Annotated in this window: 17 protein-coding genes; 5 read left to right on the forward strand and 12 right to left on the reverse strand. The window is 70.2% G+C overall.

The window, feature by feature from the left end; translation table 11 throughout:
* Positions 1–40 precede the first annotated feature (40 nt).
* Positions 41–628, forward strand: a complete 588-nt coding sequence (locus H9Y04_RS03065) for a TetR/AcrR family transcriptional regulator (RefSeq protein ID WP_187812060.1) — start codon at positions 41–43, stop codon at positions 626–628.
* A 9-nt stretch (positions 629–637) separates the two neighbouring features.
* Here the strand turns inward: H9Y04_RS03065 and H9Y04_RS03070 are convergent, their stop codons facing one another.
* Both H9Y04_RS03070 and H9Y04_RS03075 read right to left on the reverse strand, forming a co-directional pair.
* Positions 638–1,369: an SMI1/KNR4 family protein gene (locus H9Y04_RS03070; protein WP_236070550.1), complete on the reverse strand. Its 732-nt coding sequence runs from the start codon at positions 1,367–1,369 to the stop codon at positions 638–640.
* A 94-nt stretch (positions 1,370–1,463) separates the two neighbouring features.
* The gene (locus H9Y04_RS03075; protein WP_187812061.1) at positions 1,464–2,711 is read right to left on the reverse strand and encodes a PucR family transcriptional regulator; all 1,248 of its coding nucleotides are present in this window, start codon (positions 2,709–2,711) and stop codon (positions 1,464–1,466) included.
* A 333-nt stretch (positions 2,712–3,044) separates the two neighbouring features.
* Between H9Y04_RS03075 and H9Y04_RS03080 the strand changes: the two genes are divergently transcribed.
* Together H9Y04_RS03080 and pruA are read left to right on the forward strand one after the other, a co-directional pair.
* Positions 3,045–3,971 carry a proline dehydrogenase family protein gene (locus H9Y04_RS03080; protein WP_187812062.1) on the forward strand — a complete coding sequence of 309 codons (927 nt, stop codon included), beginning with the start codon at positions 3,045–3,047 and terminating at the stop codon, positions 3,969–3,971.
* Between the two features lie 60 nt (positions 3,972–4,031).
* A complete protein-coding gene (pruA, locus tag H9Y04_RS03085) occupies positions 4,032–5,663 on the forward strand; it encodes an L-glutamate gamma-semialdehyde dehydrogenase (protein WP_187812063.1) in 1,632 nt (543 codons plus the stop codon).
* Between the two features lie 82 nt (positions 5,664–5,745).
* Here pruA and H9Y04_RS03090 read toward each other — a convergent pair whose 3' ends face one another.
* Complete coding sequence (locus tag H9Y04_RS03090; RefSeq protein WP_187812064.1) at positions 5,746–5,958, reverse strand: hypothetical protein; 213 nt, start codon at positions 5,956–5,958, stop codon at positions 5,746–5,748.
* 119 nt (positions 5,959–6,077) lie between these two features.
* Entirely contained in the window at positions 6,078–6,311 is a 234-nt protein-coding gene (locus H9Y04_RS03095) for a type II toxin-antitoxin system CcdA family antitoxin (protein ID WP_187812065.1), read from the reverse strand.
* Between the two features lie 211 nt (positions 6,312–6,522).
* On the opposite strand from H9Y04_RS03095, the gene H9Y04_RS03100 reads away from it, so the two are divergent.
* Complete coding sequence (locus H9Y04_RS03100; RefSeq protein ID WP_052579674.1) at positions 6,523–6,825, forward strand: NIPSNAP family protein; 303 nt, start codon at positions 6,523–6,525, stop codon at positions 6,823–6,825.
* Positions 6,826–6,926: 101 nt separating this feature from the next.
* Here H9Y04_RS03100 and H9Y04_RS03105 read toward each other — a convergent pair whose 3' ends face one another.
* From H9Y04_RS03105 to H9Y04_RS03120, 4 genes are read right to left on the reverse strand one after another with little or no spacing between them, the layout of a single operon-like run.
* Positions 6,927–8,228, reverse strand: coding sequence for a sugar ABC transporter substrate-binding protein (locus H9Y04_RS03105; RefSeq protein WP_187812066.1), 1,302 nt, complete (start codon positions 8,226–8,228; stop codon positions 6,927–6,929).
* 52 nt (positions 8,229–8,280) lie between these two features.
* Complete coding sequence (locus H9Y04_RS03110) at positions 8,281–9,201, reverse strand: carbohydrate ABC transporter permease (RefSeq protein ID WP_187812067.1); 921 nt, start codon at positions 9,199–9,201, stop codon at positions 8,281–8,283.
* Positions 9,198–10,106: a carbohydrate ABC transporter permease gene (locus tag H9Y04_RS03115; RefSeq protein ID WP_187812068.1), complete on the reverse strand. Its 909-nt coding sequence runs from the start codon at positions 10,104–10,106 to the stop codon at positions 9,198–9,200. Before H9Y04_RS03115 ends, H9Y04_RS03110 begins: the two co-directional genes overlap by 4 nt.
* Positions 10,103–10,918 carry an IclR family transcriptional regulator gene (locus H9Y04_RS03120; protein ID WP_187812069.1) on the reverse strand — a complete coding sequence of 272 codons (816 nt, stop codon included), beginning with the start codon at positions 10,916–10,918 and terminating at the stop codon, positions 10,103–10,105. The genes H9Y04_RS03115 and H9Y04_RS03120 overlap by 4 nt, the downstream gene beginning before the upstream one ends.
* A gap of 149 nt (positions 10,919–11,067) precedes the next feature.
* Here H9Y04_RS03120 and H9Y04_RS03125 point away from each other — a divergent pair, with 149 nt between their 5' ends.
* Positions 11,068–12,243: a glycoside hydrolase family 16 protein gene (locus H9Y04_RS03125; RefSeq protein ID WP_236070551.1), complete on the forward strand. Its 1,176-nt coding sequence runs from the start codon at positions 11,068–11,070 to the stop codon at positions 12,241–12,243.
* A 27-nt stretch (positions 12,244–12,270) separates the two neighbouring features.
* Here H9Y04_RS03125 and H9Y04_RS03130 read toward each other — a convergent pair whose 3' ends face one another.
* From H9Y04_RS03130 to H9Y04_RS03145, 4 genes are all read right to left on the reverse strand, one after another.
* On the reverse strand, positions 12,271–12,951 hold the full coding sequence (locus H9Y04_RS03130) for a lysophospholipid acyltransferase family protein (RefSeq protein WP_308800845.1): 681 nt from the start codon (positions 12,949–12,951) through the stop codon (positions 12,271–12,273).
* Complete coding sequence (locus tag H9Y04_RS03135; RefSeq protein WP_187812071.1) at positions 12,948–13,790, reverse strand: phosphatidate cytidylyltransferase; 843 nt, start codon at positions 13,788–13,790, stop codon at positions 12,948–12,950. Before H9Y04_RS03135 ends, H9Y04_RS03130 begins: the two co-directional genes overlap by 4 nt.
* Positions 13,787–14,482 carry a CDP-alcohol phosphatidyltransferase family protein gene (locus H9Y04_RS03140; protein ID WP_236070552.1) on the reverse strand — a complete coding sequence of 232 codons (696 nt, stop codon included), beginning with the start codon at positions 14,480–14,482 and terminating at the stop codon, positions 13,787–13,789. Before H9Y04_RS03140 ends, H9Y04_RS03135 begins: the two co-directional genes overlap by 4 nt.
* Before the next feature lie 102 nt (positions 14,483–14,584).
* Positions 14,585–15,574: an NADP-dependent oxidoreductase gene (locus tag H9Y04_RS03145; protein WP_187812072.1), complete on the reverse strand. Its 990-nt coding sequence runs from the start codon at positions 15,572–15,574 to the stop codon at positions 14,585–14,587.
* Between the last annotated feature and the right edge of the window lie 4 nt (positions 15,575–15,578).

A 15,578-nucleotide genomic window follows, 5' to 3' on the forward strand; every position in this document is an offset into this window, starting at 1 on the left:
GTCTTGTACGTGCGTCTGCGCTCTGGGTAGGCTGTCCGGCATGGGACACCGTGAGGATCTGCTCGAAGGCGCGAAGCGCTGTCTGCTGGCCAAGGGCTTCATGCGCACGACGGCGCGCGACATCGTCAAGGAGTCGGGGACGAATCTCGCGTCCATCGGCTACCACTACGGCTCGAAGGACGTGCTGCTCGCGGAGGCGTACATCGCCCTGATCAGCGCGGCGTCCGAGCGCTGGGAGGAGGACCCGGTCGCCGGGTTCACGTCACCGCCCGGCTCGCTCGAACGGTTCGAGGAGGTCTGGACGGACGTCATCACGACGGTGCGCGAGCCGGACTCCATGTGGCGGCTGAGCATCGAGATCATCGCGATGGGCGACCAGATGCCCACGGTGCGGGACTACTTGGCGAAGGCACAGAGCGAGGGCGGACGCGGCTTCATCGCGATGCTGATGGGTGTGGAGGAGTCCACCGTCTCGGACGAGGAGACCGCGACGCTCGGCAAGTTCCTGACGACGTTGATGACCGGCCTCATCGCCCAGTACTCCTTCGCCCCGGAGACGGCACCGACCGCACAGGAGCTGACGGAGGGGCTGCGCAGGGTGATCAAGGCGGCGGCCGGCGAGGTGTAAACCGTCGCGCTACGCGTCCCGGTAGCTCAGGAACCAGTGGGTGTCGAAGTACCGGGCCATCGTGTACGGGTGGTGCCGGTCGACGAGGATGCGGCAGACGAACTCCGCTGTTCCGCAGGCGAAGACGAGATCCTCGCCGTCGAAGGAGCGGACCAGGACGGGCCAGCGGTCGGGGTCGTCACCGTCGATCCGCCAGCAGTAGGTGTCCTCGTGCTCCGTGCCCGCCCAGGCGAGCAGCCCTTCCTCCCGCCAGTGCGACCACGGCTCCTGATTCAGGCCCAGATATCCGTCGAACGCGCCCTCGCCGAACGTCTCCACCATGCGCTTGTAGTCGCTCGGCAGGTCGAGACCCAGACGGGACTCGACCTCCGCCCAGTCCACCCCCGGCCGCTGGGCGGGCTGGGTCCAGCCGGTGATCTGGAGGAGCCGCCGCAGCCAGTCGGGTTCCTCGCCGGGGGCGGTCGCGAGGGGTTCGGGCAGCGTCCTGCGGGTGACCGCGAGGACCGGTCGTACGACGCCCTCCGCGTCCCGCGCCGTACCAGTGCCGACCCACTGATTCCCGTAAGCCCACGCGCGTATCGTCACGGCCCGCCCCTCGAACGGGACGAGGAGCGCCGCGCCGCTGCTCTCGTCGGCCGTCGGGTCGGTGAAGCCGTCGAGGACGAGGGTGCGCGGGGCGCCGTATCTGTCGCTGAGCAGGTCGGTCAGCTGCTGCGGGTTCACCTCGGCGGGCAGGTGCATGTAGCCGTCCCCCTGGCCGAGTTGCCCCAGCAGGTTGCGTGAGCTCCATGGCGGACAGTGAAGCGCACCGCACTGACAGCGGCCCGTGCCGTGGTCAGCGGGAGCGGGGACTGCGGCCCTGCAGGCGGGACGCCTTGAGGGCCATGTGCAGCAGGAGGCGGTCCTCGCCCTCGTCCAGGTCGAGGGACGTGAGCTGCTCCACGCGCGAGAGGCGGTAGTAGAGCGTCTGGCGGTGGATGCCGAGGGCCGCCGCCGTGCGGCCCGCCTGGCCCGCGTGGTCGAGGAACACCTCGGCGGTGTGGGCGAGTTCGGGGTGACGCAGGAGCGCCGTGACGGCCGGGTCCTGGGCCGCGCCCGCCGGCAACGCGGTCAGCAGGCGGTACGGGCCGAGGGCGGACCATTCGGCGATGGGCGCCTTGTCGTGCGGACCAGATGCTCCGTGAGGGCCGGATGTTCCGTGCGGACCGGATGACCCGTGCGTACGGGGCGACGCGGGGCCCTTGCCGCCGTGGCGCGCGGCGGCGGTACGGGCCGCGGCCAGCGCCTCCCGCCAGGCCTCCGGCAGCTCGGCGAGCCCGCGCCGTACGCCCCCGATACCGGCCGCTCCCGCGGACGCCGAGGTCAGCAGGCGCGTGGCCACGGTGTGGGCGGGGGAGAGGTTGTCCGTGGCCCGCACCCGTACGAGCGCGGCGAACGCGGCGGGCCCCTCCTCCGGGGACGAGGGCGGCACGGTGCACACGGCCACGGTGCCGGGCGGCCGGGTCGCCTTGCTGTCCGAGGCCGGCCAGGGCGTCACACAGACGACGGCGAGCAGCTCGTCGGCGCCGGGCCCGAGCGCCGCCCGCAGCGCGGCCACCGCCATGTCGCGCTGCCAGCCGCGGCCGCTGGTCAGCACGGCCCGCAGCTCCCGCGCCACGTCCTCGCCCGCGCTCGCCTCGTCCGCGAGCAGCACCCCGATCCGCTCGGTCACCTCCATGGCGGCGGCCAGCTGGTCGGCGCCCGGCCCCGGCTCGGTGTCCAGGAGCCATACGTATCCGTGGACGACGCCCCGGTGCCGTACGGGAAGGCAGATACGGGACCTGAGCACCCCGGCGTCGGGGGCCGCGGGGATGCGTACCGGCTCGGTGGCCCGGGCGATCCCGAAGCCCTCGAACCAGGCGCGGACGGCGGCGGTGGACTTCCGCGTCAGGATCGACCGGGTCCGTACGGGATCCATCTCGATCTCGTCGTCGCTGTCGTGCGCGCCGAAGGCGATCAGCCCGAAGTCCCGGTCCTCCAAGGTGGCCGGGGCGCCGAGCAGTGCGGACAGCTCGTCCACGAGGTCCTGGTAGTCGCCTTTCACGGGTCCCATTCTGGGGCACCACGCCGTCCCTGCGGGTGGGTGGCGCCTGCGGCGGGCTTTTCTCCCCGCCCCGCCCCTTCCCGAAACCGAGGGCTTCGCCCCCGGACCCCCCGCATCCGAGCTTCGCTCGGATCTGCTCAAGCGCCGCAGGGGCTGGATAGAGCTGGATCTCGTACAGATGTATGAGATCCGGCCCACGGATGCGTGACACCTGTAGATGGCCCCGATTCGGCGGGATCCTTAAGTTTCACGGAGGTTCTCCGTGCCGATACGGAAACGTTGGCGTTTCCTGGTGCGGCACCCCTGACCCCCCGCAAAAAATGGAGGTGCCCCGTGCTGGGTCCCGTGATCCTCGCCGCGTCCCGCAGTGACAAGATGCGCCGTTTCGTCTCGGCTGCCCCGGGCACCAAGCAGGTCGTCGCCCGGTTCATCGCCGGTGAGAGCGTCGACCAGGTCATCCCGATCGTCCAGGAGACCGCCGACAAGGGCCTCGAGGTCACCCTCGACGTCGTCGGCGAGGACATCACCACCGTCGAGCAGTCGTACGCCGCGCGCGACGCCTATCTGGAGCTCGTCGAGCGCCTCAAGGACCTGGGCCTGGGCACCAGGGCCGAGATGTCCGTGAAGCTGTCGATGTTCGGCCAGGCGCTCGAAGGCGGCCACGAGCTGGCGCTCGCCAACGTCCGCCCCGTCGTCGAGGCCGCCGCCGCCATCGGCACCACGGTCACCCTGGACGCCGAGGACCACACCACCCTCGACTCGATGTTCGCCATCCACGAGGAGCTGCGGAAGGACTTCCCGCAGACCGGATGCGTCATCCAGGCCTACCTGTTCCGCACCGAGGACGACGCCCGCCGCCTCTCCGCGGCCGGCTCCCGCGTCCGCATCGTGAAGGGCGCCTACAAGGAGCCCGCCTCGGTCGCGTACCAGGACAAGGGCGAGATCGACAAGGCGTACGTCCGCATCCTGAAGATCCTGATGGAGGGCGACGGGTACCCGATGATCGGCTCCCACGACCCGCGCCTGATCGCCATCACCCAGGAGCTGGCCCGCCGCGCAGGCCGCAAGCTCGACGACTACGAGTTCCAGATGCTGTACGGCATCCGCAGCGAGGAGCAGGAGCGCCTCGCCGCCGAAGGCCACCGGATGCGCGTCTACACCGCGTACGGCACCGACTGGTACGGCTACTTCATGCGCCGCCTCGCGGAGAAGCCGGCGAACCTCCTCTTCTTCGCCCGGTCCATCCTCACCAAGGGCTGAGCCCCCCGACTCGACGAACCAGCCCGACTCGACACCCCTCACAAAGGAGTACAGGAACTCATGGACGCTGTGACCCAGGTCCCCACTCCCGTCAACGAGCCGGTGCACGGCTACGCCCCCGGCTCTCCCGAGCGCGCCCGTCTCGAGGCCAAGCTCAAGGAGCTGGCCGAGAACCCCATCGATCTGCCGATGACCATCAACGGTGAGAAGCGGATGGGCGGCGGCGAGCCGTTCCAGGTCGTGCAGCCGCACAACCACAAGGCCGTCCTCGGCACGTACCGCAACGCCACGCAGCAGGACGCGCAGGACGCGATCGACGCCGCGCTCGCCGCCGCCCCGGCCTGGCGCGCGATGTCCTTCGACGACCGCGCCGCGATCATCCTGCGCGCCGCCGAGCTGCTCGCCGGACCCTGGCGCGAGACGCTGGCCGCCTCCACGATGCTCGGCCAGTCGAAGACCGCCCAGCAGGCCGAGATCGACACCCCGTGCGAGCTTGTCGACTTCTGGCGCTTCAACGTCAAGTACGCCCGTGACCTGCTCGCCGAGCAGCCGCCGGCCAACTCCCCGGGTGTCTGGAACCGTCTGGACCACCGCCCGCTCGAAGGCTTCGTCTACGCGATCACCCCGTTCAACTTCACCGCGATCGCGGGCAACCTGCCGACCGCCCCCGCCCTCATGGGCAACGTGGTCGTCTGGAAGCCGTCCCCGACCCAGACCCACGCCGCCGTGCTGCTCATGCAGCTGCTCGAAGAGGCCGGTCTGCCCAAGGGCGTCATCAACCTGGTGACCGGTGACGGCCTCGCCGTCTCCGACGTGGCGCTCGAGCACCCGATGCTCGCGGGCATCCACTTCACGGGTTCGACCAAGACCTTCCAGCACCTGTGGAAGACGGTCGGCAACAACATCGAGAAGTACCGCTCGTACCCGCGCATCGTCGGCGAGACCGGCGGCAAGGACTTCGTCGTCGCGCACCCCTCCGCCGACCGCGCGATCCTGAAGACTGCCCTGACCCGTGGCTCCTTCGAGTTCCAGGGCCAGAAGTGCTCGGCCTCCTCGCGCGCCTACGTTCCGGCCTCGATCTGGAACGACGGCTTCAAGGAGGAGTTCGCGGCCGAGGTCGACGCCATCACCATGGGCGATGTCACGGACCTGTCGAACTTCATCGGCGCCGTGATCGACGACCGCGCCTTCGCGAAGAACAAGGCCGCGATCGACCGCGCCGCAGCCGACGACAGCTGCACGATCGTCGCCGGTGGCACCTACGACGACTCGGTGGGCTACTTCGTCCGCCCGACCGTCATCGAGTGCTCGGACCCGACCAACGAGGTCTTCACCACCGAGTACTTCGGCCCGATCCTCGCCGTCCACGTCTACGAGGACGAGGCGTACGAGGAGATGCTGGCGCAGATGGAGTCCGTCTCGGCGTACGCCCTGACCGGCTCGATCATCGCCGGTGACCGCGCCGCCGCGGCCGACGCGATGGAGAAGCTCCGCTACGCCGCGGGCAACTTCTACATCAACGACAAGTCCACCGGCGCCGTCGTCGGCCAGCAGCCCTTCGGCGGCGGCCGCGCCTCGGGTACGAACGACAAGGCGGGCGCCCCGCAGAACCTGATGCGCTGGACGCTGACCCGCGCCATCAAGGAGACGCTGGTCCCGCCGACCGACTACCGCTACCCGCACATGGGCTGAGACCCCCGGTAGCCCCTGAGCCCCCGCCCCCGTCCGGTCCCCACACTTGGACGGGGGCGGTGTCGTTGCCCGGGGCCGCCTGCTACTCGGTGAGATCCAGGGCGATACGCAGTGTGCGCGACACCGCGGCCATCTCCTCGCCGCCAGCGATGCCGAGGTACTTGCCGGCCTGGATCGCCGATACCGTCAGCGTCATGATCTGCGTGCTGATCACGTCGCCCGTAACAGGTGCCGTGATCTTTGCGGACAGCAGGGTGTCGGGAGCCGTGCCCGTGGTGTCGACCAGAACGGTCACGGCAGTACGCGGGAACACCGACAGGGCGGGATCCGCCTGGACTACAAGGAGTGTGTGGGCACTCCTGCGGCCTGGGATCTCCCACACCTGACCACGCCTGAGTGGCGGGAGGTTCTCGTTCACGCAGGCCCCCTGTCGAGAGCATCGAGGGCGTCGAGCTGCATGCTGTCGAGGTCTGCGAGGACCTCCAGGCGCCCGGCCTGCCATGCGGTCAGACGGGCAGCGGAATCACGGACTGCTTGCGCCATCAGCGCTTTCGCGGCGTAGGCGGACAGGTTCCCGCCCGCCTCGTTGTTCGCCGCGTCGAGTACGTCTATCGGCAGTGTCACCGTTACGCGCTTACGTGTCGTCATACCAATCAGCATACTCACGTGAGTACCTCGGGGCATCGATCTGCGCGGACATGGTCGCAGCGACACGGGTGCTCTGGCGGATCTCTACCTGCTGGCCACCCGCGTCACCGCAGCCGACCTGAACGCCCTGCGTGTCCGCGTGGCCTGAGGTTCATCGTCCGGTCAGCGCACGGGCGGTGACCTCCGGCGCCGCAACGGGCATCATCACCGCATGATCACGATTCATCTGCGGTACGAGATCGACCCGGACCGGATCGAGGACTTCGAGGAGTACGGCCGGCGCTGGGTCGACCTCGTCAGCCGTTTCGGCGGCTCCCATCACGGCTACTTCCTGCCGAGCGAGGGGGACAGCGACATCGCGTACGCGCTGTTCTCGTTCCCCAGCCTCGCCGCGTACGAGCGCTACCGGACCGACAGCATGGCCGACCCCGACTGCCAGGAGGCGTTCGAGCTGGCGCGCAGGACCAAGTGCATCAAGCGGTACGAGCGGCGGTTTCTGCGACCGCTCAACTGAACGCGGCTTCTGCGGCCGCCCAAGTCCGTTGCCGCCCAGATCCGCTGCCGCTCAACTGACCGGCGGGGCGGCCGAGTTCCTGTGCTCGGCCGCCCGTCACCTCACCGCTTGATCAGGTCGGCGACCTCCTTGCCGGCCTGCTTCATCGCGTCCTTCGGCTTCGCGCCGCCCACCAGGACCGCCTGCACCTGCTTGGCCACGGCCTCCTCGATCTGGGCGTTCTGCGCGAACTGCCAGAAGGGGCTGCCCGTCGCCGTCTTGGTGATCTGCTCGGTCCAGGCGGTGGTGAAGGCATCGTCCTTGACCTTCGGGTCCGCCAGACCTTGCGTCGTGGCCGGCGGCAGCGCGAGCGTCTCGAAGTACTCGACCGTCGTGGCCCGGTCGGAGGTGGCGTGCAGCGCGAACTCGGTGGCGGCCTCCTGGCCCTCGCCCTTCGCCACGGCGATCACATGGCCCCACAGAAGCGCCCGCGGAGTGTCACCGGACGTGAGGACCGGGCGGGTCACCGGCTGCATCGCGTCCGCCAGCGTCTTGTCCTTCGACTGGGCCGCGGTCGCGCCCTTGCCGATGATCGCGTCGTCGTAGAACGCCGCCTTGCCCTGCCCGAACAGCGCCCGCGCGTCGAAACGGTCCACATCGGCGGCGATGAGCTTCGCGTCGTGCAGCTTCTTGTACCAGGTGACGGCGTCCACGGAGGCGTCGTCCCCGATCGTCACCTTGTCACCGTCCAGAAGCGTGCAGCCGAAGGTCTGCATCCACGGGAAGATGTCCTTCAGCTGCGCGACCTTCGTCGCCGCCGCATAGGGCACCACCCCGCCGCCGAGCCCCTTCAGCTCGCGCAGCGCCGCCTCGAACTCCTCGGTGGTCTTCGGGTGTTCGGTGATCCCGGCCTTCTCCAGGAGCTTGGAGTTGGCGATCAGACCGATCGAGCCCGTGGTCCACGGCAGCCCGTACTGGACCCCGTCGTACACACCGCTCTTGACACCGACGTCCGTGTATCCGCCCTTCTTGGCCGCGGCACTCAGGTCGGCGAGCTTGCCCATCTGTGCCACCGCGCCCAGCCAGGCGATGTCGAGCTGGACGGCCCCGGTGGTCTCGCCGCCGCCCAGCTTCAGGGTGAGCTGGCTCAGATACTCGTTGTACGGGTACGAGACGGTGCGGATCTTCGACTTCTCGGCCTTCTCCCAGGCCGCGATGATCTTCTCGACGGCGGGCTTGGCGGCCTCCTCGTTGAGCGACCAGGAGGTGAAGGCGAAGTCCTTCGCCTTGGTGTCGCCTCCGTTGGACGAGCTGCTGCCGCCGGACGGGGCGCAGGCGGCCAGCGTTCCGGCGCCGGCCACACCGAGCGCGCCGATGCCGAACATCCGAAGGGCACTGCGCCTGCTGATGCCAGAGGTGGTCATGGGGACTCCAAGTGCGGGTGAGTGGGAGGGAGTTGAGGGGGCGGGGCGGGGGTCAGCTCTTGACCGAGCCGGCCGTCATCCCGCCGACGAGATAGCGCTGCAGGAACATGAAGGCGACGACCACCGGCACGGACACCACGAGCGAGGCGGCCATCAACTCGGGCCAGGCGGTCTGGAATTCACCGATGTACGTGGAGACGAGCCCGGGCGGCAGGGTCTGCTTCTCCTTGTCGGCCAGGGTCAGGGCGAAGATGAAGTCGTTCCAGCCGCGCACGAAGGCGAAGAGGCCGGCGGCGATCATGCCCGGCGCCGCGAGGGGCGCCACGATCGAGTGCAGGGTCCGCCACCGAGAGGCGCCGTCGATGGACGCCGCTTCGAGCAGGGCGTCCGGAATGGTGTCGAAGATGCCCTTCAGCATCCATACGCACAGCGGCATCGTGAACGTGGTGAAGGACAGGACCAGGGCCGTGTACGTGTTCAGGAGCCCGAAGCTGGAGAACACCGTGTACAGCGTCACCAGGAGCAGCGCCTGCGGGAACATCTGCGAGGCGAGCACCAGATGCATCAGCGAACGGCGGCCGCGGTAGCGGAACTTCGAGAACGAATAGCCCATGTACGTGGCCACGACGACGCTCAGGACCGCGGTGATGGTGGCCACGATCATCGAGTTCACCAGGTACGTGAACAGCTGGTCGTTCTCCGCGAGCGCGGAGAAGTTGCTGAAAGTGATCTCGGTGGGGATCAGCTTCGGCGGGAACTGAAAGGCCTGGCCCGGTGTGCTCAGGGCGGTGACCAGCAGCCAGTAGACCGGCAGCATCCCCAACGCGCCGATCACCAGGACCGCGCTCCAGGCGGCGATCCGCGAGCGCACCAGGTCCTTGCGCAGCCGGCGGCGGGCGGGCCGGGGTGTGGTCATGGCCATGGGGGCGGCCTTCTCGTCGCGGGGCAGGGGAGTGGTGGTCGTGGTGGTCATCGGGCGTCGCCCTTCCGCTCGGTGATCCAGAGATAGGCGGCGACCAGGACGAGCAGGAGCAGCATCCACAGACCGCCGAGCGCGGTGGCCCGGCCGAGGTCGAAGCCCTTGAACGCGGACTGGTAGACGGCGGTCGCGAAGGTCTCGGTGGCGCCCGCGGGACCGCCGCCGGTCAGGACGTAGATCGTGTCGAAGTGCTGGAAGTTCCAGATGAATTCGAGAAGCAGCACGATCGAGGCGACCCCGCGCACCTGCGGCCAGGTCACGGCGAAGAACCGGCGGATCGCCCCCGCGCCGTCCATCGCGGCGGCCTCGTGCAGCTCCTTGGGCACGGTCTGCAGACCGGCGAGCAGCATCACCATCATCCAGGGGAAGCTCGCCCAGGTCTTGGTGATGATCACGGCGAGCATCGCGGTGCCCGGCTTGCCGAGCCAGGAGACCGATTCCTCGATGAAGCCGAGTTCGAGCAGGATCCCGTTCAGGACCCCGTAGTTGGCGTTGAAGATCCACATCCAGAGGAAGGAGACCACCACGCCCGGGATCACCCAGGGGAAGAGGAACAGGCCGCGCAGGAAACCGCTGCCCTTCAGGCCGGAGTTGAGCGCGAGGGCGAGCGCGAAGCCGATCAGGAAGGGGACGATCGTGGCGCCCACCGTGAAGACCAGGGTCTGCTTCAGGATCGTGCCGAACCCGCTGTCCAGCCAGTACGTGAAGTTCTCCAGGCCCACGAACTCGCGGCCCGGCAGCCGCAGATCCTGCCGGAAGAAGCCGGTGAACAGCGCCGACACCAGCGGATAGACGATGATCGCCGCGAACAGGGCGAGGCCGGGTGCGGTGAGCAGCAGCGCGAACGCGCCGTTGGACAGCCGACCGCCGTGCTTCTGCCGAGGTGCGGAAGTACTCATGACCGCGTGCCCTCCAAGGTGTGCGGGGCATTGCCCAGCGGGCCGACATAGCCGAGCCCCACGCTGATCGAGTCGGCCGCCTCCACGACCGCCCTGGCCAGCTCCTCCTCGCGGCTGTCGAGGGCCACCGTGGACAGCGGACCCGAGATCGAGACCGCGGCCACGATCTCGCCGGACCGGCTGCGCACCGGGGCCGCCACACAGGAGCGCCCGTGCGCCAGCTCCTCGACCTCGGTGGCGTATCCGCGCCGGTGCACCTCGTCCAGCTCGGCGTCGAGCCGGGTGTGCGAGGTGAGGGTGCGGGGCGTGAAGCCGTGCAGGGTCTCCTCGGGCAGCAGCTCCCTGCGCTCGGCCGGGCCCAGGCCGAGCAGCAGGCACTTGCCCAGGCCCGTGGCGTGCAGCGGCTTGCGCTGGCCGGTGAGCACGGTGCTGCGCGGGGCGAGCCGGCCCTCGAAGTTGAGCAGATAGAACAGTGAAGTGCCGCGCCGGACCGCGACGTTGACGCCGAGGCCGAGGCGGGCGGCGAGTTCCTGGGCGAGCTGACGTGCCTCCCGGTGGACGGGGTGCTGATTGACCGCGACGCCGCCGAGAGTGATCGTCGCGCTGCCCAGGCGGTAGAGGCCGCTCAGGGCGTCGCGTTCGACGAACTCCAGTGACTCGAGGGTGGTCAGCAGCCGCGAGGTGGTCGAGGTGCCGAGTCCGGTGGCCTTGACCACGTCGGTGACCCGCAGTTCGGGGTGACCGTCGAGGAAGACGCCGAGGACGGAGGCGGCCCGTTCCACGCTCTGGTTGTTGCCCTGATCGGATGCCATACACGCTCCAGTGAATCCAGCTTGCAACATGCGGGATCGTTGTTCAGATTCCGGGGTGGCGTCAACCCTCGTGCACGGTCGAATCTGCAAACCTTCTGCGCGAAGCCTTGACCGGCTCGCAACATGTGGTGACTCTGCTCGCTATGTGGATGAGAAATGCACAACGGATGGGCGTCGCCTTGCTCTGCCTGACCGGAGCGCTTCTGCCGCAGGTCTCCGCGGCGGATACCGCCGCGGAGGCGGCGGGACCGCCCGGCACGGGCTGGACCCAGGTGTTCGCCGACGAGTTCACCGCCGCGGCCGTGGACACCGCGAAGTGGAACCACCGCACCGACGTGAAGGCCAACAGCGCCCAGCGGCCGCAGAACGTCACACAGTCCGGGGGCCTGCTCACCATCAACCTCAAGCAGGAGAGCTACGGCGGTAAGTCCTTCACCGGCGGCGGCGTGATCTCCAAGAAGAAGCTGCGCTACGGCTACTACGAGACCCGCGCGAAGATCAACGACGGGGCGGGCTGGCACACCTCGTTCTGGCTGATGGCCGGCGACGGCAGCACCACCTACCCGGCCGAACAGCGCACAGAGATCGACGGGTTCGAGACCGACTCGATCAATCCCACCAGGACCATGCACAACGTGCACGGCTGGGAGGGCTCCGGCGTGCACGGCCCGCTCACCTACGGCTCGGGCACCTATGACACCGGCCTCGACCTGCGCCAGTGGCACACGTACGGGATCGACTGGTCGGAGAGCGGGGCGAAGTTCTATGTCGACGGGACGCTCAAGTACACCGCCCCGTACACCCCGGGCCAGTGGATGCACGACTACACCAACGTCTGGCTGACCAGCATCGCCACCGGCTCGCTGCCCGACGCGAGCAAGCTGCCGTCCAGCGCGCAGTTCGACTACGTCCGCTACTGGCAGCGCGACTACTACGTCGACAACGACGGCCCGGCCGCGTACGGGTTCACCACCTCGGGCACCTGGCAGCCCAGCGCGCTCGACGGCTGGACCAAGGACTCGCCCGTCGTCTACTCCTGCACGGCGGGCGCGAAGGCGACCTGGCGTCCCACGCTGCGGGCGGCCGGCAGCTACGAGGTGTTCCTGCGCAAGACCGCCACGCCCGACGGCGACCCCGCGGCCGCGGTCCGGCTCGACAACAACGGCTCGGTGACCACCAGTACGCTCAACGAGCGGACGGGCAGCTCAGGTTGGACCTCCCTCGGCACGCAGACCTTCGCCTCCGGCACCACGGCAGCCGTTTCCCTCACCGCCAGCGGTACGGGCTGCGTCCACGCGGACGCGGTGAAGTTCGTACGGCGCTGAGCGCGGGCCTGCCGTGCGGAGCAGGCCCTACCGCAGCAGAGCCGCCACGGCATCCCGGGCCTCGTCCGGGGTGACCGTGGCGGGCAGCGGGGTGCCGATGCGGACGGTCAGGCGGGTCCGCTGCAACCTGCCGTGCTTGGGCAGGAGTTCGCCCGTGCCGAGCAGCGCGACCGGCACCAGGGGCACCTTCGCCTCGCGGGCGAGCAGTACCGCGCCCCGGTGGAAGGTGCCGAGCGACTCGTCCCGCGCACGGGTGCCCTCGGGAAAGAGGACGACCGCGTGCCCCGACCGCAGCGCCTCGGTCATGGCCAGCAGATCGCCCAGCCCGCCGCCCGTGCGCCGTACGGGAAAACCTGCCGCGAGCCGGCGGCAGATCCGGCGCCGCCAGGGCGTCGCGAACCAGTAGTCCGCGGCCGCCGCGATCCGTGGTGCGTGCCGGGCATCGAGCGCGGCGAGCAGGGCAGCGGTGTCGGCGTGCGAGGTGTGGTTCGCGACGACCACGCAGCCGCCCTCGGGCAGGCGGCCGGTGCGGCGGATCCCGCCCGTGAGCGTGAGGGCGCCGCGCCACAGGGTGCGGCGGAGGCGGGCGGTCAGGCGGGTGGGACGGGTCGGGAGCGGGAGATGGGCGCAGCCGGCGCGGACGCAGCGGCGGCGCATGCGGATACGGGCCGTTGTCCTGAGGTCGCCGCCTTCACGATCACGTGTCACAAGGTCACCGCCATCACGAGCAGCAGGGCCACGAGCAGGGAGTCGATGCGGTCGAGCAGGCCGCCGAAACCGGGCAGCCAGCTGCCCGCGTCCTTCACCCCGGACTCGCGCTTGACCATCGACTCCAGGAGATCGCCGAGCACACAGCCGACGAGCACGGCCGACCACAGCAGAGGCGTGAAGGCGCCGACGGAGGCCAGGGCCCCGGCGGTCGCTGCCGCGCAACCGGCCACTCCGGCCCAGGTCTTGTTCGGGGAGAGCGGGGACAGCGGCCGGGCGAGCGGGCCGCGCCGCCCGAGCGCCGTGCCCCCGCACCAGGCCCCCACATCGCCGAACGCCACGGCCACACCCACCGCGAGCGCGATGTCGCCGAGCAGGACGAGACCCGTGAGCGCGAGCGGGATCCAGGCGAGAGCGAACAGGGTGCGGCTCGCGCGGGTGAAGCCGGCCGCCGCGTCCCCGTGGAGAACGGCCGGGACGACCGCCAACAGCAGCGCGCCGAGCGCGAGTTGCGGACCGAGCACCTCAGGGCTGAGCCACGCGAGCGCGGGCAGGGCCACGGCGGCGAGGGTGAGCACCGCCTGATCGGGCCGGGTGAGCCCGGCCATCCGTACGTATTCGGCGACGGCCACCACCCCGAGCGCGGCGGCGAAGACGGCCACCCCCGCGTCCCCGATCCAGAACGCCCCGAGGAACAGCGGCGCCGAGAGCGCCCATGTACGCCACCGCCGGCGCAGCTCGGACCGCATCCGCAGCCGGGCGGGCAGCGCGGCGACGGCCAGACCGCCGGCGCCGAGGGCGCCGGTGACCACCGGGACGGTGCGTGAGAGCGTGCTCATCGCGCGCTCCTGGCGGACTCGGCGCCGGGCTGCGCGCCCCAACCGGTCTTGGCGCCCGACCCGTTCGGCACACCCGCCCGATCCGCGTCCTTCACCAGCGTCGAACCGACCGTCCGCGGATCCCCGAGCACGCGCCACAGCCACGACAGACGCACCCCCGCCGTGACCACCGACCCCACCGCGATCACGACGAGCACGGGCGCGTACCACCCCGAAGCCGCCGCCACCACGGCCAGCGCGCACCGCTCGGTCTTCCCCAGCGGCCCGCTGTTGCGCCGCGGCGCCCCAGCCGCCGCACCCGAGAGGGCCACCCAGGACGGCAGCGTCGCGGCGAGCGCCGCACAGGCGACCAGCCACAACGGCGCCACGAAGAGGAACCCGGCGAGCATCGCCAAGTCCGCCAGCCGGTCGCCGAGTTCGTTGAGCACGGCGCCGTGTCGTGTGCACCGTCCCGTGTCACGGGCCAGTGCACCGTCCAGGTTGGCGAAGGCCAGCCGGGCCGCGAGCAGCACCGCGACCGGGAGCGCCGCATACGGCGCGGGCAGCAGCCCGAGTGCCAACGCGGCGCCGCCCGCACACAGCACACCCGCCCAGGTCAGCGCGTCGGGCGACACCCGGCGACGGATGAGTGCGGCACGCGCGCCGGCCAGCCGGTCGGCGTACCAGGGCTTGAGAGCGTAGAGGCCGTTCATGGGGTGACTGTGCCGCCGGGGCGGGGGCCGCCGACACGGCGCGGGTACTCAAATCCCCTCTGAGTACGGCCCCTCGGTGTCCCACGCGGCGTACGCAGGCGGTCAGCCCCGCACAATGATCTTCCCCGTGTTCTCGCCCCGCATCATCCCCAGGAACGCCTCCACGATCCGCCCGAACCCGTCGACGACCGTCTCGTCCGAGCGGATCCGGCCGCTGCGCAGATGCGGCACCGCGAACGCGTACAACTCGTCCTGCACGGACCGGTAGTCGCTCACGAGGAAGCCCTCCATACGCAGGCTCTTCTCGACGATCTGGGAGAGATCCAACGGTACGGGCGTGAGCGTGGGCTTGTTGTACTGCCCGATGGTGCCGATGCGCACGATCCGCCCGTACTGCCGCAGTGCCCCGACCGCCGCGCCCAGCTGCTCCCCGCCCACGTTGTCGACGAAGAGATCGATGCCGTCCGGCGCCACCTCGGAGAGCAGAGCGGCCGCGGGCCCGTCGTGGTAATCGAAGGCGGCGTCGTAACCCACCTCCTCCGTCAGGTACTTGACCTTGTCCGCCGACCCGGCACTGCCCACGAGCCGCCGGGCCCCGAGCAGCCGCGCCAGGCGTCCCGTCGCCGTGCCGACGCCCCCCGCGGCCGCCGACACGAACACGTCCTGCCCCTCCTTCAGTCGGGCGATCCGCGTCAGCCCGACGTAGGCGGTCAGTCCGGTGCCGCCGAGGATGCCGAGATGCGCGGAGAGCGGGACACCCTCGAACTGCGGGAGCACACGGACCTGTTCGGCCGCCACGGCGGAGTGCGTACGCCAGCCCGCGCGGTGGAAGACGAGCTCGCCCGCCGCGATTCCCGGGGCGCGTGACTCCAGGACACGGCCGATGGTGCGGCCTTCGAGCGGGGCGTTCAGGGCGAAGGCGCCGTCCATCATCTCCCGGTGGTACGGATCCACGGACCAGTAGAGGTTCTCGACCAGGAGCTCGCCCGGCGCGGGCGCGGGCAGCGCGGACTCCACGAAGCGGAAGTGGCCGGCGGTCGGGAAGCCGGTGGGGCGGGCGGTCTGCTGCACGGTGAGCGCGGTCTCGTTCATGGAC

The sequence above is a fragment of the Streptomyces polyasparticus genome (genome assembly GCF_014493765.1).
In the GTDB taxonomy this organism is placed as follows: Bacteria; Actinomycetota; Actinomycetes; order Streptomycetales; family Streptomycetaceae; genus Streptomyces; species Streptomyces polyasparticus.